Annotated in this window: 23 protein-coding genes; 7 read left to right on the top strand and 16 right to left on the bottom strand. The window is 71.0% G+C overall.

Features of this window, described 5'->3' with window-relative positions:
- Window positions 1-1,209 (top strand): EF-Tu/IF-2/RF-3 family GTPase (locus tag G6039_RS26640; protein ID WP_241258919.1); only part of this gene is annotated, 1,209 nt, incomplete at its 5' end.
- 19 nt (window positions 1,210-1,228) lie between these two features.
- Here the strand turns inward: G6039_RS26640 and G6039_RS26635 are convergent.
- From G6039_RS26635 to ppk2, 3 genes are all read right to left on the bottom strand, one after another.
- On the bottom strand, window positions 1,229-1,912 hold the full coding sequence (locus G6039_RS26635; protein ID WP_029542823.1) for an alpha/beta fold hydrolase: 684 nt from the start codon (window positions 1,910-1,912) through the stop codon (window positions 1,229-1,231).
- Between the two features lie 45 nt (window positions 1,913-1,957).
- A complete protein-coding gene (locus G6039_RS26630) occupies window positions 1,958-2,167 on the bottom strand; it encodes a hypothetical protein (protein WP_043797266.1) in 210 nt (69 codons plus the stop codon).
- Window positions 2,168-2,271: 104 nt separating this feature from the next.
- Entirely contained in the window at window positions 2,272-3,219 is a 948-nt protein-coding gene (gene ppk2 / locus G6039_RS26625) for a polyphosphate kinase 2 (RefSeq protein ID WP_006939479.1), read from the bottom strand.
- A 191-nt stretch (window positions 3,220-3,410) separates the two neighbouring features.
- On the opposite strand from ppk2, the gene G6039_RS26620 reads away from it, so the two are divergent.
- The 4 genes from G6039_RS26620 (at window position 3,411) to G6039_RS26610 (ending at window position 6,021) form a co-directional block, all read left to right on the top strand.
- Complete coding sequence (locus G6039_RS26620) at window positions 3,411-3,860, top strand: DUF5994 family protein (protein WP_029542821.1); 450 nt, start codon at window positions 3,411-3,413, stop codon at window positions 3,858-3,860.
- A gap of 37 nt (window positions 3,861-3,897) precedes the next feature.
- Window positions 3,898-4,032 (top strand): hypothetical protein, encoded by a 135-nt coding sequence (locus G6039_RS31145; protein WP_006939481.1) that lies wholly within the window; start codon window positions 3,898-3,900, stop codon window positions 4,030-4,032.
- Window positions 4,033-4,135: 103 nt separating this feature from the next.
- Complete coding sequence (locus G6039_RS26615; RefSeq protein WP_029542818.1) at window positions 4,136-5,284, top strand: serine hydrolase domain-containing protein; 1,149 nt, start codon at window positions 4,136-4,138, stop codon at window positions 5,282-5,284.
- 56 nt (window positions 5,285-5,340) lie between these two features.
- Entirely contained in the window at window positions 5,341-6,021 is a 681-nt protein-coding gene (locus G6039_RS26610) for a DedA family protein (protein WP_029542816.1), read from the top strand.
- A gap of 25 nt (window positions 6,022-6,046) precedes the next feature.
- Here G6039_RS26610 and G6039_RS26605 read toward each other — a convergent pair whose 3' ends face one another.
- The 4 genes from G6039_RS26605 to G6039_RS26590 all read right to left on the bottom strand — a co-directional run bounded on the left by G6039_RS26605 (window position 6,047) and on the right by G6039_RS26590 (window position 8,211).
- Window positions 6,047-7,261: a GNAT family N-acetyltransferase gene (locus G6039_RS26605; RefSeq protein WP_006939485.1), complete on the bottom strand. Its 1,215-nt coding sequence runs from the start codon at window positions 7,259-7,261 to the stop codon at window positions 6,047-6,049.
- A 66-nt stretch (window positions 7,262-7,327) separates the two neighbouring features.
- Window positions 7,328-7,612, bottom strand: coding sequence for a hypothetical protein (locus G6039_RS26600; RefSeq protein WP_043797269.1), 285 nt, complete (start codon window positions 7,610-7,612; stop codon window positions 7,328-7,330).
- Between the two features lie 3 nt (window positions 7,613-7,615).
- Window positions 7,616-7,930, bottom strand: a complete 315-nt coding sequence (locus G6039_RS26595; RefSeq protein WP_043797272.1) for a hypothetical protein — start codon at window positions 7,928-7,930, stop codon at window positions 7,616-7,618.
- Entirely contained in the window at window positions 7,927-8,211 is a 285-nt protein-coding gene (locus tag G6039_RS26590; protein WP_235194010.1) for a hypothetical protein, read from the bottom strand. Before G6039_RS26590 ends, G6039_RS26595 begins: the two co-directional genes overlap by 4 nt.
- 542 nt (window positions 8,212-8,753) lie before the next feature.
- Here G6039_RS26590 and G6039_RS26585 point away from each other — a divergent pair.
- Both G6039_RS26585 and G6039_RS26580 read left to right on the top strand, forming a co-directional pair.
- Complete coding sequence (locus tag G6039_RS26585) at window positions 8,754-9,086, top strand: hypothetical protein (protein ID WP_043797274.1); 333 nt, start codon at window positions 8,754-8,756, stop codon at window positions 9,084-9,086.
- A complete protein-coding gene (locus tag G6039_RS26580) occupies window positions 9,083-9,706 on the top strand; it encodes a DUF3558 domain-containing protein (RefSeq protein WP_043797278.1) in 624 nt (207 codons plus the stop codon). Before G6039_RS26585 ends, G6039_RS26580 begins: the two co-directional genes overlap by 4 nt.
- Window positions 9,707-9,797: 91 nt before the next feature.
- Here the strand turns inward: G6039_RS26580 and G6039_RS26575 are convergent, their stop codons facing one another.
- The 9 genes from G6039_RS26575 to G6039_RS26535 form a co-directional block, all read right to left on the bottom strand.
- Complete coding sequence (locus G6039_RS26575; protein ID WP_043797281.1) at window positions 9,798-11,018, bottom strand: bifunctional 3,4-dihydroxy-2-butanone-4-phosphate synthase/GTP cyclohydrolase II; 1,221 nt, start codon at window positions 11,016-11,018, stop codon at window positions 9,798-9,800.
- Complete coding sequence (locus G6039_RS26570; protein ID WP_043797283.1) at window positions 11,015-11,500, bottom strand: flavin reductase family protein; 486 nt, start codon at window positions 11,498-11,500, stop codon at window positions 11,015-11,017. The genes G6039_RS26575 and G6039_RS26570 overlap by 4 nt, the downstream gene beginning before the upstream one ends.
- Window positions 11,497-12,000 carry an NADPH-dependent FMN reductase gene (locus G6039_RS26565; RefSeq protein ID WP_043797286.1) on the bottom strand — a complete coding sequence of 168 codons (504 nt, stop codon included), beginning with the start codon at window positions 11,998-12,000 and terminating at the stop codon, window positions 11,497-11,499. The genes G6039_RS26570 and G6039_RS26565 overlap by 4 nt, the downstream gene beginning before the upstream one ends.
- A gap of 24 nt (window positions 12,001-12,024) precedes the next feature.
- Window positions 12,025-13,056: an ABC transporter permease gene (locus G6039_RS26560; RefSeq protein ID WP_043797289.1), complete on the bottom strand. Its 1,032-nt coding sequence runs from the start codon at window positions 13,054-13,056 to the stop codon at window positions 12,025-12,027.
- Window positions 13,056-14,594, bottom strand: coding sequence for a sugar ABC transporter ATP-binding protein (locus tag G6039_RS26555; protein ID WP_043797292.1), 1,539 nt, complete (start codon window positions 14,592-14,594; stop codon window positions 13,056-13,058). The genes G6039_RS26560 and G6039_RS26555 overlap by 1 nt, the downstream gene beginning before the upstream one ends.
- A complete protein-coding gene (locus G6039_RS26550) occupies window positions 14,581-15,759 on the bottom strand; it encodes a sugar ABC transporter substrate-binding protein (protein WP_043797294.1) in 1,179 nt (392 codons plus the stop codon). The genes G6039_RS26555 and G6039_RS26550 overlap by 14 nt, the downstream gene beginning before the upstream one ends.
- A 210-nt stretch (window positions 15,760-15,969) precedes the next feature.
- Window positions 15,970-16,608, bottom strand: coding sequence for an isochorismatase family protein (locus G6039_RS26545; RefSeq protein WP_043797297.1), 639 nt, complete (start codon window positions 16,606-16,608; stop codon window positions 15,970-15,972).
- Window positions 16,605-18,098: an MFS transporter gene (locus G6039_RS26540; protein WP_043797299.1), complete on the bottom strand. Its 1,494-nt coding sequence runs from the start codon at window positions 18,096-18,098 to the stop codon at window positions 16,605-16,607. The genes G6039_RS26545 and G6039_RS26540 overlap by 4 nt, the downstream gene beginning before the upstream one ends.
- Window positions 18,091-19,553: amidase (locus G6039_RS26535; protein WP_164528146.1), on the bottom strand; the 1,463-nt coding region annotated here is incomplete at its 5' end. The genes G6039_RS26535 and G6039_RS26540, both read right to left, overlap by 8 nt.

Raw genomic sequence — 19,553 nt, 5'->3', positions numbered from 1 at the left:
GGGCCGTTGACGGCGCAGGTGATCCGTGTCGCCGGGGACGCGTACGTCGGGCGCATCAGCCTGGTGCGGGTGTTCTCCGGAACGCTGCGCCCCGACACGACGATCCGGCTGGCCGGGTCCGCCGGCGACGACACCACCGAGCGCGTCGCGACCCTCACCAGCCCGTTCGGCCGGCAACAGCGACCGGTGCCCGAGGCCGTCGCAGGCGATCTGGTGTGCATCGCCAAGCTCGTCACCGCCCAGCCCGGCGACACCCTCTCCGAAGCGGGGGCATCGACCCTGCTGGACCGCTGGCCGCTGCCCGAGCCGCTCCTGCCCGTGGCCGTCGAGGCCCACAGCCGCAGCGACGACGACAAGCTCTCGCAGGCCCTCTCCAGGCTGACCGCCGAGGACCCCGCCCTGCGTCTCGAGCAGAACCCCGACACCCACCAACTCGTGCTGTGGTGCACGGGCGAGGCCCACGCCGAGGTCGTCCTCGACCGGCTGCGCACCCGCCACGGCGTGAACGTCGACGCCGTCCCGTACCGGGTGGCGCTGCGCGAGACGTTCGCGGCCCCGGCCAAGGGCCACGGCCGCCTCGTCAAACAGTCCGGCGGCCACGGCCAGTACGCGGTGTGCGACGTCGAGGTCGAACCGCTGCCCATCGGCGGCGGCATCGAATTCGCCGAACGCGTCGTCGGCGGCGCCGTGCCCAGGCAGTTCTTCCCGTCCGTCGAGAAGGGCGTGCGTGCGCAGGCCGCCAAGGGTGTGGCCACCGGAAACCCGCTCATCGACGTCCGCGTCACCCTCGTCGACGGCAAGGCGCACTCGGTGGACTCCTCCGACGCCGCGTTCCAGACCGCGGCCGGGCTGGCGCTGCGCGACGCCGCCACCCACACCGAGGTCAAGCTGCTCGAACCCGTCGCCGCGGTGCGGGTGATCCTGCCCGAGGAGTATCTCGGCGCCGTCCTCGGCGACCTGTCCGCCCGGCGCGGCCGGGTCCTCGGCACCGAGAGCGCCGAGCCGGGCAGGACCCTGCTGCGCGCGGAGGTCCCCGAGCTCGAACTCGCCCGCTACCCGGTCGATCTGCGGTCGCTCACCCAGGGCACCGCCGAGTTCGCCCGGATGCACCTGCGCTACGAGGCGATGCCCGCCGCGGTGGCGGCGCAGTTCACCGGCGGCCAGGAGACGGCCACGTCGAACGGCAAGTCCCGCAGCGGAAGCCGGTAACGCGTCCGGCGACGGATCCTCACTCCCGCAGCAGCAGCGACGCCAGTTCCGCCGGGCGGGCGAGGGCGGGCAGGTGCCCGCTGTCGATCACCTCGGGCTCCACGCCCAGCCGCTCGCGAGCGAGGCGCTCGATCAGCGGCAACGGGAACAACCGATCGTGACGGCCCGCGATCACCCGCACCGGCACGTCCGGCCACCGCGGCGCCCGCCACGCCGGCTCGAACGCCGCCTCCGACATGCCCGGCTGCTCGTGCGCGAAGGCCTCGTCGACCACGTCGGCGGGCACGTCGTGGAAGAACAGCCCGCGCGGATCCAGCGGCGCGTCCGGATCGCGCCCCTCGGCGACGTCCTGCGCGCGCTTCGCCTCGGCCTGCCCCACCGCCGACCACCACTGCCCCGGCGACTCGCCCGGCGCCGGAATCATCGGGGCCACCAGGATCAGCCCGTCGACGGGCATCCGCTCGGCGGCGATCGCCGCGGTGAACGCGGACATCGACTGCGCCACCAGGGTCGGCGGCCGCGCGACGTCACGGCCGGCCGAAACCACGACGTCGGCGTACGTGTACTGGTCGGCGCCGGGATCGGTGTACGGCAGGTCGACCGGGACGACCTCGTGCCCACGCTCGCGCAGCAGCGGCACCACCCGGTGCCAGTACCACGAGTCCGAGCCGGCCCCCGGCAGCAGGACGAAGGCATGGGTCATGGCATCGGGCACCGGCGGCTCCCGGTCGGTGACGACACGGCCCGGTCAGTCCGGCGCCTCGTCGCCCGTCACGATCGGCATCTGCTCCTCGCGGTCCGAGACGCTGCCCTCGACGCCCTCCTCCTCGCGCTCGGACTCGACCCGCTTCTCCATGTCGTCCACCAGGTTCTCCAGGTCTTCCCGGGTGACCGGGGCGGGGCGGTCGGTGGCCTCCACGGGCTCTTCGCGCTCATCGCGCTCATCCGGACTTCCCACGGTGTGACGTCCTTTCGATGTCGGCCGGCGTCCGCCGGTTCGGCCCTCTCGCAGTACCCGGTCTCCCGCACCCCGAAACGGCGCGGGCGGTCGCCGGGCGCAGATCACATCGTCGGAAAGGACTCCGAGGGGCGCTCCCCCTCGTCGTACACCGTCTCGGGCGAGCCGATGATCAGCGGATCCGGGGTGCGAACCACGCGCGGATCCTTGCCGGTGTAGTCGAAGCGGTGCAGCACCCACTTCATGGCCTCGATCCGCGAACGCTTCTTGTCGTTCGCCTTGACGATGGTCCACGGCGCGTGCGGGGTGTCGGTGTAGAACAGCATCGCCTCCTTCGCCTCGGTGTACGCGTCCCACTTGTCGAGGCTCGCGAGGTCCGTCGGCGAGAGTTTCCACTGCTTGACCGGATCGGTGCTGCGCGCGACGAACCGCGCGTGCTGCTCCTCGCGGCCCACCGAGAACCAGAACTTGACCAGATGGATCCCCGACTGCACCAGCATCCGCTCGAATTCCGGTGCGGAGCGGGTGAATTCGCGATACTCGTTCGGGGTGCAGTAGCCCATCACCCGTTCGACGCCGGCCCGGTTGTACCAGGACCGGTCCATCAGCACGATCTCCCCACCCGCCGGCAGGTGCTCGACGTAGCGCTGGAAATACCACTGCGTGCGTTCACGCTCGGTGGGCTTCTCGAGCGCCATCACCCGCGCGCCGCGGGGATTGAGGTGCTCGGTGAACCGCTTGATCGCCCCACCCTTGCCGGCCGCGTCGCGGCCCTCGAAGATGATGACGATCTTCTCGTCGTACTCCTTGACCCAGGCCTGCAGCTTGAGCAGTTCGATCTGCAGCCGGCGTTTGCGGGCCTCGTACTGCCGCCGCGTCATCTTCGTGTCGTACGGATACCCATGCCGCCACGGTTCGTCGACGTCGGCGACCAGGTTCTCGCGGCCCGACTTGCGCAGCAGCTCGCCGATTTCGTCGATCTCCGGGGTGACGTCGACCTGGCCGTCCGACGCGAGTTCGAACGGCTCGCCGTTCTCGTTCAACTCGTCCACTCCGTGAGATTACCGCCGGTCCCCGCACCCCGCGGTTCGATCGGGTGTGCGACCCGCTGCACATTCGCCCGTTCCCGGCCCCACCCTGTAGGCTTCGGGTATCGATGGGCATCTCGCGTCGAGCCTCCCGCTCGATGGGCCCCGATTGGAACATCTTTCCGGCTGATTCGCGGCCGACCAAGGAGCGTCCTGTGACGCACACACCGCCTCCACATCCCGGCACCCGCCGGGATGCGCCGGCACGGGCGGGAACGCAGCCGTTCCCCGAGCCCACACGCACCCCGCGGCTGCTGCTGCGCCCTGCCGGGGCGCCCACGTCGTCCGTCGACGGCGCCTGGTTTCCATGGACCTCGAACATCACCTCGGAGCTGCACGACCTGATCTCGGCGCTCGCCCCGCGGCTCGGGTCCGTCGCACGGATCGCGTTCGAATGGAATGCGGTCAGCTCCGCTCAGCGACGCATCGACGACGTCGACGGCATCGAGATCACCGGTCCGATTCCCGGACAGCCGGCGAACCTGATGTATCTGTTCGGCGAGAACGACACGCGGATCGCGCTGACGCTCGTCGATCCCCACACCGATCCGGACCGCGCCTACGAGATCATGCGAACAGTCACCGATGCGCCCGGCGACCACTGACCCTTCCCTCCCCGATCGCTCCACAGAACAGGACACCATGCAGCACCACGAGTACCCGATCTTCCTTCAGCCCGGCAAGCCCGCCGAGCCGGACACCACCGCCGACCTCGAGGCGGACACCCGGCGTCACGGACCGTACGACTACTCCGGCCTCTTCTCCGCACCGAACTGAGCGCCCGCCGCCGCTTTCATGATCGAACTGCACGCGCTGCGCCGGTGCAGGGTTCACACTGAGGTCCGATGATGTTGTCATCCTGCCGACCCTGGGAGCTGCGATGCGCCGTCTTTCGATCCTCGCCGTGAGCGCATTCGTGGTGGTGGCCGCCGCCTGCGGCTCCGACACCGGCACCGAGGACTCCGCGACGACGACCACCCGCGCGCCCGACGCGGCCCAGGCCGAGAAGTTCCAGACCGCGCTCGACGACGTGCGCGACGACTTCAAGTTCCCCGGCGTCGTCGCGCGGGTGATCACCGCCGACTACGAGTGGACCGGCAGTTCCGGGACCGCAGGCCAGGACTCCACCGAGCCCCCGACCGCCTCCGACCACACCCGCATCGGCAGCATCACCAAGACGTTCACCGTCACCGCGGTGCTCCAACTGATGCAGGACGGCAAGCTGTCGCTCGACGACCCCATCGGCAAGTACGTGCCGGGCCTGCCCAACGGCGACACCGCCACCCTGCGCCAGCTCGCCGACATGACCAGCGGCATCCCCAGCTACACCTTCGACGAGAACTTCCAGAACCAGCTCTTCGGCGACCCGACCAAGCCCTGGACTCCCGAGCAGCTGCTCGACATCGTGCGCGGAGCGCCGCCGAACTTCCCGCCCGGGGAGAAGTGGGAGTACTCGAACTCGAACCTCATCGCCCTCGGCCTGGTCGTCGAGCAGGTCAGCGGGCAGAGCCTGGGCGACTACATCACCGGGAAGATCATCGAGCCGCTCGGGATGCGGGAGACCTCCTTCCCCGACACCGCCGAGATCCCCTCCCCCCACCTCGAAGGCATCACCGAGCAGGGCCAGCCGGAGGGACAGACCACCGACCCCACCAATTGGGATCCCTCGTGGGCATGGGCCGCCGGGGCGATGATCTCCACCCTCGACGACCTGCAGATCTGGGCGAAGGCCATCGGCACCGGCGAGGGGCTCTACGACCAGCAGACCCAGGACGTGCGCATGTCGTCGTTCCTGTACGGGCTGCCACCGAACACCGCGACCGCGGCGTACGGGCTCGGGCTCGGCGACGCCGACGGCTGGCTCAGCCACACCGGCGAGCTGCCCGGTTTCAACACCTACTTCGGCTACGACAAGAACACCCAGGACATCATCCTCGTGGCCGTCAACAGCGACATCCCCAATGCCCAGAACCAGAACCCCGCCCCCGCCGTGGTGCAGAAACTGCAGGCCGCGCTCGCCGGATCCTGACCGGGACGAGGCCGTGGCGGCCCTCACGTCGGCCGGATCCGGCGTGATCCGCCGTTATCGTGGGTGAGGTGACTGCACCACTCCTCGCCGCCATACCGGCCGACGCCGCCGTCCCCACCGAGGGCCTCGCCGGCTGGGCGCTGTCCCTCATGGACCGGCTCGGCGGCGTCGGAGCGGGGATCGCGATCGCGCTGGAGAACTTCTTCCCGCCGCTGCCCAGCGAGGTCATCCTGCCGCTGGCCGGGTTCGCCGCGAGCCTGGGCAGCTTCACCCTCTTCGGGGCGCTGTTCTGGACCACCCTCGGCTCGCTCGCCGGCGCCCTCGGCCTCTACGCGGCCGGGCGCGGCGTCGGACCCGACCGCATCCGCCGGATCGTCGACAGGCTCCCCCTCGTCGACGTCGCGGACCTCGACCGCACCACCGCATGGTTCGAGCGGCACGGCAGCAAGGCCGTGTTCTTCGGCCGGATGGTCCCGCTGTTCCGCAGCCTCATCTCCATCCCCGCCGGCGTCACCCGCATGCCCGCGTGGCGGTTCGTGCTGTTCACCACCGCCGGCAGCCTCGTCTGGAACACGATCTTCGTCCTCGCCGGCTACGGGCTGGGCGCGAACTGGGCGCGGGTCGAGCCGTACGCGTCGGTGTTCCAGAACATCGTGATCGCCGCCGTCGTCCTGTTCCTCGGCTACGCCATCGTCAAGCGTGTCCGGAAGCGTCGCGCGCAGAGCGACGCGAGCTGAACCACGACACTGCGCCCGGGCGGGATCAGAACATGACGCCGGCGAACGGCGCCGATGCCGTCGCGAACAGCTGCTCGACCACCGGGAGCGCCTCGTCGTCGAGCACCCGCACCAGGCCGGCGACCTCCAGCTGATGCCACCGGGTCCCGCCGAGCAGCGTCGCGGCGAGCGCGGACACGTCCACCTCGAGCTGCGCCGGCTCGTCCACCCGCTCGGCCCCCGCCGCCGAGATCCGATAGGTCCCGGTGTTCTCCGGGAGACGCTCGTCGATCACGGCCAGCCGCACCTCTCCGGTGCCGGCGTAGGTCCGCGCACGCAGCGCGGCCGGCACGTCGACGATGCGCAGCCACGTCTCGTCGCCGGCACTGCGCAAGCGCACCGCGCGCGAGTCCGTCAGCAGCCACGGCAGCGGATCGTCCTGCGGGAGCGCGGCGAAGACGAACGTGTCGACGAGATCGAGGTTCAGCAGGAACCGGAGCAGGCCCAGGTAGGCGGTGCGGGTCGGGGCGAAGAAGTCCTCGACGACGACCGTCCGATCCCGGCTGCCGAACCACATGTCGGTGCCGATCGGCCGGTACCGGGCAAAGCCCGTCTCCGCGCCCGGCTCACCGTGCACCGCGACGTACCGGGGCTCGCGGTCCCCGACGATCCGGTGCTCCTGCGACCGCCACCACGGCGGGATGCGATCGATGCTTCCGGGCCGCGACGACGGATTGGCGTCGGCAATGCGCGACAGCAGGTCCCACGCGTGGTGCGGATCGACGAGCCGCACCGGTTCGCCCTCGCCCACCGACGGACGCAGCACCGCCCGCCGCACGTCGAGCTCGACGGTGTGCGTCGTCGTGGCGACGCCGTACCCGAAGCGGCCGTAGATCGTCGCCTCGGAGGCCCGCAGCGACGTCACCACCTCACCCCGGTCCTGGGCATCGCTCAGCTGACGACGCATCAACGCCGAGAGCACACCCCGCCGCGTGTGCGTGGGCAGCACGCCGACGTGCGTCACGGCGGCGTGCGGAACCCGCCGGCCGCCGGGCAGCACCATGCCACTCGACGCCGACTCCACCGTGCCGACCATCTGCCCGTCGACGAACGCCCCGAGGGTGCGGCCCTGTTCGCGCTGGGTGAGGATCTGTCCCGGCTCGAGCGGATTCGGCGCCGGCATCCCGATCATCGCGGTACGGAACAGCTTCGCCGCCGTCAGCAGCTCGGCTTCGGTGTCCAGGACTCGAATCTCCGGCATTACCGCAGCATACGGGGATCACGGCGAGAGGACCGCCCAGACGTGCCCTCCGCCCGGGCCCGCCGTTCATCGAAACGCCGCCGCCGCCCCACCGAACAACAGGACACCGACCAGCAGCGACGGGACCGCGACGCTGGAGATGGCCAACCCCATGCCGAATCGACGGACCGGCCCGCGGAACGCCGTCAGCAATCCCCCACCGACGAGTGGACCGAGGTACGGCCACGCTGCGTCGCCGCCGGCAATGCCGAGAGGGACCGACGCCACGCACCCCAGTCCGCACAGCGCCCCGACGAAGCTCTCCGGGCCGAACCAGTCGATGCGATTGGTCCACCACGACTCACGGCTCACGGCTCACCACGACAACAACCACACGACACAGAGAACTACCGCGGCCCCACCGACTCCGAGCGCAATGCCGCGGTCATGTTCGGCGCGTGAGCGCGCCAGCACGGCAGCGACGGCACCCATGAGTGCGGCGACGACAGCGAGGATCCACCCTTCCGTCGGGTTCGCCCGATGGTCGATCATGCCGATCGCGGCGACAATCCCGACGAACAACGACGCTCCGCCGGCTGCGGCAAACGGCAGGGACCACGTGGCGGCCTCCCAGAAGCCGATCCGATCGAGCCGTTGCGAAAGCCCAGGCGGGAGGACCGGCCGAATCATCGGACGACCACCACACGAAGCGCATCCTCCGTACCACCGAGCCGCGTGGGCTGGTGCGGATCCGCATCGGGACGTGTCCCCGCCTCGTAAGGCGGCAACTGAGCGTACGCAGACCTGAAACGCTCGAATGCTTCCGTTCCGACCCCGATCGAATGATGGAACGGAAGGTTGATGAGCGGACCGTATTCGCTGCCGCTGTCGGCAGGGTCGATCGTGACAGTTTCCGTACCGCCCATGGGCGTATCCCGATAGACCTCGAGCGCCGGGTAATCCGTGATCACACCGTCGACAGCAATTCCTTCCGGCCGCGGCGATATCACGATGTCACCGTTGACCGTATGCGTTGGAGTCGACACATCCGGAGCGAGAGGGTTTCTCGCGTGGTACTGGATCCGAACGGCACCGTCGGCCTACGCACGATCCACCGCCGAGCGGCACCGGCCTCCGCAGTCCTTGCTGCAAGCAGCCGGAGTTCTTCCGGCGCGACGAAAACGCTTCCCCCATACAGTTGCCCCCTGTGTCCCTACCTGCCCGAGGCACCTTACACAGAAGGACCCGCGGTGCTTGCGACTGCCGGAGGACCGGCTGCCGAAAATCCGACGGATCACCCGCAGCAGCGCTGACCGAGTCAGCCGGCTTGCACCCGTTCCGAGATGTAGGCACTCGTTCCAGCTCGCTGCAGCGAGTGCCTGCGTCACAAAGCAGGTGCACACTCCCGGTCGTTCCACCCATCAGTCGCCATCATCTCGCGTTCGAGCAGTGACGCACCCATGCCGTCGGCGCGCTACAGTACCCGGGCCAATGGACATCATGGGGGGATTTCATGGCCGAGGAACTTCGTCTGGATCCGCAGGCGATCGACGAGATTGTCGCGATCTGCGACACCATGCTCGGGACGCTGAAAGACGCGGCTGGGGAGGCCCGCAACCTGACCGATGCGCCCAGCTTCGGTGGGTTCGCGTCGGCCGAGGCTCTCCGCGCCGGATTCGTGCGCAAGGCCCAGGGCACACCCGACTCGCTCTACGAGCGGCTCGAGCAGTTCTATGTGGTGCTCAAGGACATGCGGGACCTCTTCGCCGCCGGTGGCGAGGGTTTCCTTGCCGCCGAGTACGACTGGATGCAGCGTGTGCACGGCGCGAGTTCGGACGAGCAGTGACCAGCCGCCGCACCGCAGGTGCGCTGCTCGCTGTCGGGGTGCTTGCCGGCTGCGCGCCGTCCACACACTCCGCCGTCATAACGGGTGAGCCGCCGACTCCCGTGACCACCACGACACGCGTGCCGCGCCTGGTCGACGAATCCGACCGACCCCTCGTCGCCTTCGACCCCTGCCTCGACATTCCCGACGACGTGCTCACCGCCGCCGGCTACGACCCGAGAACCGAGGACAATGCGGACTTCGCCGCCACGCATTTCACGATGCTCGGCTGCTCCTACGACGGCACGTTGCACATCCCCGGAGTCCTGGCCAATTATGGTCTGTCCGTATTGTCCGCCAACTTCGACTTCGAGGAGGAGAGGCAGAAGGCCACCGGTAACGGTGACGACATTGTCCCCACCCAACTGGCGGGACGACGCGCGCTGCTCAAGACCAATTCGTCCCTGCCCTACAGCTGCGGCATGAGCGTCGAAACGTCCTACGGCGTTCTCATCATCGGCCGAATCCACTTTCGCGACCGGAACGTTCCCCTGCCGGAATCCCAGTGGTGCGCAGGCATCGAAGATACCTCCTCGCGCATTGTCGCCGCCCTCGACGAGTTCGAATCACACAGCCGCTGAGTGACATTTACAGCCGATCCACCGTCAGTCGTCCCCTCCTGCAATACGCACGAGCGGACGACTGCGAACACCGCCGATGCAGTTCTGCGACTCACCTCTCCGCCGCGGGCAGCAGATGCCCCATCCGCCGCCGCTTCGTCTCCAGATACCGCACGTTCGCGGGGGCCCTGCCCACGTGCAGCGGCACCCGCCCCGACACGACGATGCCGTTGGCCTCGAGCCCGGAGATCTTCGCCGGGTTGTTGGTGAGCAACCGCACCGACCGCACACCGAGGTCGTGCAGGATCGCGGCGGCGCCGCCGTATTCGCGGCCGTCGGCGGGTTCGTCCAGTTCCAGATTGGCCTGCACGGTGTCCAGGCCGCCGTCCTGCAGCCGGTAGGCGGCCAGCTTCTTCAGCAGTCCGATGCCACGGCCCTCGTGCCCGCGCAGATACACCAGCACCCCGCCCTCGTGGGCGAGACGCTCGAGGGCGGCGTCGAGCTGCGGGCCGCATTCGCAGCGCTGGGAGGCGAACGACTCCCCGGTCAGGCACTCCGAATGCACCCGCACCAGCGCCCCGTCGACCGGGTCGCCGGCGAGCAGCGCCAGGTGCTCGGCACCGGTGTGCCGGTCCAGGTAGCCGACGGCACGGAAGGTGCCGAACCGGGTCGGCATCACGGTCTCGTCGGCGCGGATCACCCGCCCGGCCGGCACCACGGTTGCGGGCAGCGGGTGCGCGGCGCGGTAGTTGATCAGCTCCGCGACGGTGAGGACGGGCAGGTCGTGCCGGGCGCCGAGGTCCTCGATGCCGGGCATGCGCATCATGGACCCGTCGTCGGCGACGAGTTCGGCGATCACCCCGACCTGGGGCAGCCCGGCGAGCGCGCACAGGTCGACGGCGGCCTCGGTGTGGCCGGGACGTTCGAGCACCCCGCCGGGCCGGGCGCGCAGCGGCAGGATGTGCCCGGGCCGGATCAGGTCGCGGGCGGTGGCGGTGGGGTCGGCGAGCACCCGCAGCGTGGTGGCGCGGTCGGCGGCACTGATGCCGGTGCTCACCCCGCGCGCGGCGTCGACAGTCACCGTGTACGCGGTCTGCTTCGGGTCCTGGTTGTCGGTCACCATCGCCGGCAGGTCCAGGGCGTCGGCGCGGGCGCCGGTCATCGGCGCGCACAGCAGGCCCGAGGTGTGCCGCACGGTCCACGCGATCCACTCCGGACTCGCGTGGTGGGCGGCGAGGATCACGTCGCCCTCGTTCTCGCGGTCGGCGTCGTCGGCGACGAGGACGGGCCGCCCCGCGCGCAGTGCGGCCAGCGCCGCCTCGATCCGGTTCACGACGCCACCAGCCGGCGGAAGGCGCTGCGGTGGAACACGATCGGCTCGGTGCCGGAGTCGTCGCAGTGCAGTTCGTGGACCCGCAGCACGACGATGGCGTGGTCGCCCGCGGGCACTTGCTGTTCGATCGACACGTCCAGCCGGACGCTACAGCCGGCGACGAACAGCGCTCCCCCGTCCCGGGTTTCGGTGTCGATGCCGGCGAACCGGTCGCCGTCCTTGGCCGCGAGCACCCGGGCGGCACCGTCGGAGTTCAGGACGCTGATGCCCAGTCGCGGTCGTGCCGCGAGCTTCGGCCAGGTGGTGGAGGTGTTCTGCACGCAGAATGCCACCAGCGGCGGATCCAACGACACCGGCACGAACGTGCTCGCGGCCATGCCGAGGCGTTCGGTGCCGGTGTCGGCGCAGATCGCGACGACCCCGGACGGGATGTGGGCGAAGGCGCGACGCAGCGCGGCGCCGTCGAGGGTCAGGGTGGTCATCGGGCCTCCGTCCGGAGAGTGGACCGCAGGACCGGAGCCCAGCGCTGGGCGTAGTCCGCGATCCGCGTGTCGGTGGTGTAGGTGGAGTCGAGCAGGTACAGACCCGGCGCCGGGGTGGTGGCACCGAGTTCGACGAGGACCGGCTTGAGCAGCAGGTCCGGGGCCAGGGCGTGGGCCGGGCCGGCGCCGAGCATGAGCGGCACGGCGGTGACGTCGCGCAGGCCGTCGCCGGTGGCGAACTGGTCGAGGAAGAGCTTGAGGATGCCGGTGTAGGTGGCCTTGAAGGTGGGGCTGGCGACGACCACGAGGTCCGAGGCGGCGACGGTGTCCACCGCCGCCTTGACGGCGTCGTCGCCCCAGCCGAGCAGGCCGGGTCCGAGGGTGATCACGTCGACGACGTGGTCGGGGGCGGAGCCGGTGAGTTCGGTGGCCAGGTGGGTGGCGGCGTCGAGGGTGCGGGAGCCGGGCTTGGGGTTGCCGGCGACGACGGTGGTCTTCATGGCGGGTGTCTTTCGGTCGGGCGCTCAGCGCGCGGATCGGGAGGCGGTGCGACGACGGACCGCACCGGAGAGGGCGACGGCGACGACGAGTGCGCCGCCGTAGAACAGTTGCTGGACGAAGCTGGCGACGCCGAGCATCTGCAGCCCGACGACCCCGGCGACGAGGAAGTACACCGCGACGAGGGTGCCGAAGGCGTTGAAGCGGCCGGGCACGATCGCGGTGGCGCCGAGGAATGCGGCGGCGAACGCCGGCAGCATGAACGACTGCCCGGACGACGGGTCGGCGCCGCCGAGCATGCCGGCGTAGACGATGCCGGCCAGGGCCGCGACGAGCGCGGAGGTGACGAGCGCGCCGCCGCGGATGCGGTCGACGTGCAGGCCGCTGAGCCGCGCGACCTGCGGTCCGCGCCCGACGAACAGCAGCCGGCGCCCGATCGGCGTGTACTGGAAGATCACCGCGGTGAGCAGGACGAGGGCGAGGGCGTAGTAGAACTGCAGCGACACCCCGAACAGGCGGGTGCCGATGGTCGCGTCGACGAGCGCGGCGTCGATGCCGGTGACGGAGGTGGAGTCGGAGATCCACTGCACCACGCCGAGGACGACGGTGCCGCTGCCGAGCGTCGCGATGAACGAGTCGATGTGCAGCCGGACGACGAGCACGGCGTTCACGACGCCGACGAACAGCGCGACGAGCACGGCGACGCCGATGGCCGGCAGCAGCGACCAGCCCTGCTGGACGTTGAGCACCGCGATGGTCATCGCGGCGAGGGACATGGTGGACACGGCCGAGAGGTCGAACTCGCCGGCGGTGAGCGGCACGATCAGCCCGAGGGCGAGAATGAGCAGCACGGCCTGGGAGCCGAGGATGTTCTGCAGGTTGTTCGCGGTCGGGTAGATCTCGGGGCGCAGCGCGCTGAACACGAGCACGACGGCGACGAGGGCCAGCACGAGCGCGTACTTCTCGACCAGCGGGCCGAGCGCGACGCGCGGCCGGGCGAAGTCCGTAACGGGTGCGGGGGTTTTCGTGGTGGTGGTCTTGTCGAGGGTGACGGACATCAGGCTTTCACTTCCTGTCGGGTCAGTCCGAGGACGCTGTCCGAGATGTGGTGCTTGGAAAGGTGGTCGCCGGTGAGTTCGGCGACGATGTGGCCGCGGGAGAAGACGAGGACGCGGTCGCACAGCACCGACAGCTGCTCGTAGTCGGAGCTGGCGACGACGATGCCCGCTCCCCCGCGCGCCGTCTCGCGGAGCATCTCGAAGATGCGGGCGCGGGCACCGATGTCCACGCCCTGGGTGGGTTCGGCGAGCAGCACCAGCGCCGGGTCGGTCTGGAGCCACTTGCCGAGCAGGGCCTTCTGCTGGTTGCCGCCAGAGAGGGAACCGTAGACGGCCTGCGGGTCGCGGGGCCGCACGTCGCAGCGTTCGGCGAGGGACGCGGCGGCGACCCTGAGCGCGCCCGGTTTGACCAGGCCCGCGCCGAGGATCGGCAGGGTGACGTTCTCGGCGACGGTCAGCTCCGGCGCGCTGCCCTCCACCTTGCGGTCCGGTGGCACGTACACGACCTTGCGGTCGAGCGCGTCGATCGGCGTGATCGTCTGTAGCGCAACGGTGTCGGGGCCGATCGTCAACCTTCCCCCGCGGGCCGGTCGGGCCCCGTAAACGGCGGGCAGCACGTCGTCGTAGCCGGAGCCGGCGATGCCGGTGAGGCCGACGATCTCGCCGGACCGCACGTCGAAGCCGATCCCGTCGACGGTCGCGGTCTCGAGTTCCTCGATCCGGGCGAGCGGCGCCGCGTCGTCGAAGTCGCGGACGGGACCGGCGACGCGGGGGTCGGCGGAGTCGAGGCTGCGGCCGACGATGAGATCGATGAGCGAGACGGCGGTGAGGTCGCGGGTGCGGTGGGTGCCCTGGGAGACGCCGTCGCGCAGGACGGTGACGCGGTCGGTGTGGTCGAGCACCTCGTCGAGGTCGTGGGAGACGAACAGGACCGCGGCCTTCTTGTCGACGACGATCTCGCGGACGACGGAGAACAGCAGGTCGGTGCCCTCGCGGGGCAGGAAGACGGTCGGCTCGTCGAGGACGAGGAGGGTGCGGTGGTCGCCGAGTTCCTCCACGGCCCGCAGGATCGCGACGAGTGCGCGGTCGGTCTCGCCGAGGCTCGACACCGGCGCATCCGGGTCGACGTCGAGGCCGAAGCGGTCGAACAGCGCTCGGGCGGTGCCCTTCTCGCGCCGCCACGAGATCCACGGCCTCGATCCGGCGACGACGGGCCCGACGCGCAGGTTCTCCACCACCGACAGGTCGGGCACGAGCGCGAGGTCCTGGTGGACGAAGCTGATGCCGAGTTCGCGGAAGCCGCCGGCCGGGACGGGCAGGGGCACGTCGCGGCCGCGGACCTGCAGGGCGGCGCCGGGGTCGGGGGCGTGGAAGCCGGCGAGGACCTTGATGAGGGTGGACTTGCCGGAGCCGTTCTCGCCGAGCAGGCCGTGCACCTCGCCGGCGTGGATCGTCAGGCCGACGTCCTTCAGGACGGTGTGGCTGCCGAAGGTCTTGGACAGGCCGACGATGTTGACGATGGGGTCAGGGCTGCTCACTGGACCCCCACTGGGCCTCGTAGCCGGTGACGTAGGCGGTGCCGTAGCCCTTGTCGGGCTGCGGCGGGGTGCCGGTCTCGTCGATGTTGTCGGCGGTGATGAGCTTGAGCGGGGTCTGCTGGGCACCGTTCGGGACGGGGTCGTAGCCCAGGAGCATGCGGCCGGCCTGGTCCATGGTGGCCCAGGCGAGCCACGGGATGGATTCGCCGACGTTCATGGTGACGATGCCGTCGTCCTGCTGGATCTTCAGCACGGCGGGGGTGCCGTTGACGGAGGAGATCTCGACCTGGCCGGTCTTGCCGGCGGCCTTGATGCCGGACTGGGCATAGAGCGACATCGAATCGTAGATGGGCAGGACGAAGTTGATGGTGGGGTCGGCGGAGAGGGCGGACTGCACCTCGGACTGGATCTTGGTGGCCCACTCGGCGACGGGCACGTTGACGATCTTGTATTCGCACCGGGGGCAGTACTGCGCGATCTCGTCCTCCATCGCCGCGACCTCGGCCTTGGCGGGCGGGACCTCGTTGGAGGTGATGATCAGGGCGTTGCCCTCGCCGTCGGTCTGATCGATCATCCAGTCGACGGTGAGGCGGTTGGCCTCGGCGAGCGGGGCGTCGGTGGTGGCGTCGACGAGCCCCTCGAGGCCGGCGGGCAGCGACTCCCCGCGCAGGATGGTGTGGGTGAGCAGCACGGGAATATTTGCCGTCTCGGCCTTTTCGAGGGCCGGCTTGATGAGGGAGGCGTCGATGCCCTGGGAGAGGATGATCAAGTCGACCCTCTGGTTGACGGCCTGCTCGACGCCGGTGGCCCACTGGGCGGGCTGGCCCTGATTGGTGTATTCGATCCAGGTGGCGCCGTAGCGTTCGGCGACCTTCTTCGATTCCTCGTCGACGGCGACGTTGTAGGGGTTCTCGCTGTTGGTGGGGATCGCGAAGATCGTCTTGCCGGCGATGTTCCGCATCGGGAAGGGCTCGGCCTCGAGGGTGAACTCCGGGTCGGCCGCGTACTTCGCGAGCTGGGCGCGGGCGTACTCGATGCCGGCCGCGACGTCGGCGTCGGAGACGTCGCCGCCGCCGGAGCCGGAACTACTGCATGCGGCGAGACCGAGGGCGGCCGTCAGGGTGAGCGCGGCGATCGCGGCGCGGCCGGGAAGGGTGGTGCGCATGAATTCTCCTGGAGGGGGAAGCGGAGGTTCGACGAGAGGCGGGATTCGACGAGAGGCGGGGGCGCGTCGTTGCGGGGCCGGCCGATACGGTCGATGACTTCGAATGTATCGGGTGCCGTGTTGCGACCGGCAACACCGTTGGTTCGTTCGTGTTAACTGCCGTGCGGCTCCGCCGCCCGTGCGCGTTTCTGGTAGCCAGAGCTACCGGAATCACGCACGGGCGAGGTAGGACTGGGCGCGGGTCAGCGCCCAGACCTCGGCCATCTTCTGCTGCATGTCGAACAGGTTCGAGTGGTGGATGGCCGGATCCCGGTCGCCCACGGCGTCTTCCACGACGATGGGAATGTAGCCGTGCTGCATCGCGTCGAGGGTCGTCGCGCGCACGCAGCCGCTCGTGGACAGGCCGGCGATGAGGACAGTGTCCACCCCGAGCGACGTCAGGTACGAATTCAGCGACGTCCCGAAGAACGCGCTCGCGTACTTCTTCGTCACGAGCAGCTCGGCGCACGTCGGCTCGAGGCCGTCGATGAGCTCCCCGTACGGGCTGCCCTCGCAGAACGCGACGAGCGTGCCCGACTTCTTGAAGAACACCCCGGCGTCGGCGCCGTCGGCGCGCAGCCGCACCTCGGTGATCACGACGGGGATGCCGGCGGCGCGGGCGTCGGCGAGCAGCGTGCGCATCGCCGCGACGTTCTCCTCCACCCCGGCGTAAAGCGGGCAGTCCGGGTCGATGTAGGCGCGGGCCGGGTCGACGACGATCAGGGCCGGGCGGGTGCCGGGCTGAAGCTCCTGCCCGAAGCCGGCGCGGGCGTAGTCGGCCGCCTGGGCGGTGCGGTCGGCGAGCGTCATGCGATGTCCTTCAGGGTCGTGACGGGTTCGAGGGGACGCACGGCGGCGGGCGCGGTGACCTGCCGGCGCGGGAAGGCCAGGCACACGGCGACACCCGCGGCGGCGACGACGGTGAGCGCGAGTCCCACCGCGCGGACGTTGTCGACGAACCGCGCCAGTTCGGCGCTGCCGAGCGTGCCGAGGGTGCCGCCGTACGCGGCCTGCCGCGCGGTGGCGCTGAGCCCGACGGTCGCGACGGCCAGCGCCAGCGCGGTGCTGAGCAGGTAGCCGACGTTCTGCAGCGTCGAGCGCAGCCCGTTGGCGATCCCGCGACGTTCCGCGGGCGCGGTGAGCATCAGCGCGCTGGTGCTCGGGGTCATGAACAGGCCGGTGCCGCAGCCGAGGACGAACAGGAACGGCGCCGTCGCCCCGAGCGAGCCGCCGTCCGGCGAGAGCATCAGGGTGACGCCGAGCAACCCGACGGCGTTGAGCGCCATGCCCGTGGCGGTCAGCGTGCGCGGGGTGAAGCGCAGCATGAGCGAGCCCGCGGCGGCGGCCGCGACGACGGTTCCCACCGCGACGGGCATCACCAGCAGCCCGGCCGCGACGGCCGAGATCCCGCCCACCGCCTGCCCGTACAGCGACACGAGCAGCGTCACCGCGTAGGTGGCGACGGCGTTGACGAGCACCGCCACGAGGACGAGCGCGATGCCGCGGTTGCGGAAGAGCGTCAGGTCCACCAGCGGGTGGGTGCGACGGATCTGCACCGCCGCGAACACCCCGCCGAGCACCAGGCTCGCCGTGCCGCACGCCCACGGCAACCACGGCGACGACGTCACCCCCGGTGTCAGCGCCAGCACGACGGCGGTCAGCAACGCGGTCGACAGCACGGCCCCCGCCAGGTCGAACGGCTCGCGCTCGACGCGCCGGCGGGTGCCGCGCGGGATCACCAGCAGCGACGACGCGATCGCGAGCACTCCCACCGGCAGCACGACGACGAACAGCCCGCGCCAGCCGAATGCGGCCGTCGCGGCACCGCCAATCACCGGCCCGACGACCTGCGCGACGGCCGCGACGGTCGCGTTCCAGCCGAGGGCACGGCCCAGGCTGTGCGGCGGGAAGGTGTCGGTGAGCAGCGCCGTGTTGTTGGTGACGACGGCCGCCGCCCCGACGCCCTGCAGCACCCGCGCCGCGATCAGCCACCCGGCGGTCGGCGCGAGCATGCACAGCCCGGTCGCGACCGTGAACACCGCCAGCCCCGCCAGATACAGCGGGCGACGGCCGACGATGTCGGCGAGCCGGCCGAACACGAGGATCAGCGCGGTGGTGACGAGCATGTAGCCCAACAGGATCCACGTCGACTGCGCCGCCGAGGCACCCAGCTCGCGGGTGACGGTGGGCAGCGCGACGGTGAGGCCGCTGATGCTGAGGAACACCGCGACCACGCCGACGCTGGTGGCCGCGAACACCCGCCACGGATGCGGATGATGCCGTGCGGCAACGCTATCCATCGGCGCGACGCTCGTGGACGTCGGTGACGGCCTGCAGCGCCTGCGCCAGGCGCAGGCACGTGTCGTCGGCCCACGGCCGGCCCACGATCTGCACGCCGACGGGCAGGCCGTCGACGAAACCGGCGGGCGCTATCACCGCGGGCAGGCCAAGGTAGTCGAACAGGCCGGTGTTGCGGCCGACGATCGACTGCATCGGGTGGCGCACGCCGTCGATCTCGACGGTGACGTCCGACAGCCGCGCGGCCGTCGCCCCGATGCCCGGGGTGACGAACGCGTCGATCCCGGCGGCGTCGAACGCCTGCACCGTCGCGCGCTGGGCGCCGGCGCGGCGCCGCAGCGAGCGCAGGTAGTCCACCGCCGACGGCACCAGCCCGCGCGCGATACGCACCTGGGTGCCGATGTCGTACCGCGCGAACCGCTCCAGCGCGCCCTCCTGGTTGGCGGCGAGCTCGCAGGTGAGCACGATGGTGACGTCGTCGTGCAGGCGGTGGGCGTCGGGGATGTCGACGGGCACCACCTCGACGTCCAGGCCCCGCAGCGCGGCGACGGCCGCCTCCCACGCGGCCAGCACGCCCGCGTCGCACAGCTCGGTGAACCACGTGGTGGGGACGCCGAGCCGCACGCCCGCCAGCGACGGCGCGCCGGGAGTGCCGGGGTCCGCGAGGCCGACCTGCACCTGCCGCGCCACCGCGTCCGGGGCCGCGGCGGGGTCGAGGCCGTCGGGTCCGGCGAGGACGTCGAGGACGACGCGCAGGTCGGCGGCGGAGCGGGCCATCGGCCCGATGTGGTCGAGGGTCCACGACAGCGACGCGACACCCGTGCGCGGGACGAGGCCGTAGGTGGGCTTGATGCCGGTGAGGTTGCACAGGGCGCTGGGCACGCGGATCGAGCCGCCGGTGTCGGTGCCGAGGGCGAGCGGGACGAGGCGCGCGGCGAGGGCGCCGGCCGAGCCGGTGGACGAGCCGCCGGTCCAGCGGCTGCGGTCCCACGGGTTGGTGACGGCCCCGTAGCGGGCGTTGTGCGGAGCGCCGCAGGCGAATTCGGTGGTCGCGGTGATCAGGACGGGGATGGCGCCGGCGGCGCGCAGCCGGGCGACGGCCGTCGCGTCGGTGCCGGCGATGCGGTCGCCGGTGGTGTGCGAGCCCGCGGTGACCGGGGCGCCGGCGACGTCGACGATGTCCTTGACGCCGAAGAAGACGCCCTCGAGCGGGCGGGCGGTGCCGCCCAGCCAGCGGCGGTCGGAGTCGGCGGCGGCCTCGTCGGCGCCGTCGACGACGGCGAGGATCGCCCCGCCGACGAGCGCCGGGTCGGCCCAGCGGGCGCGCAGCGCGGCGAGCACCGCGGTGGGCGTGGTGGTGTCGGCGGCGTAGGCGGCGAGCAGGTCGAGCACGCCGAGGTCGTGCAGCGCCGCGCCGGTGCGCGCGCGGTGCGCCGGGGCCGGGAGGGGCGGGGCCG

Source organism: Rhodococcus aetherivorans (assembly GCF_011058165.1).
In the GTDB taxonomy this organism is placed as follows: Bacteria; Actinomycetota; Actinomycetes; order Mycobacteriales; family Mycobacteriaceae; genus Rhodococcus; species Rhodococcus aetherivorans.
Note: the sequence above shows the minus strand (reverse complement) of the source record. Positions and strands in the feature narration are given on the sequence as shown.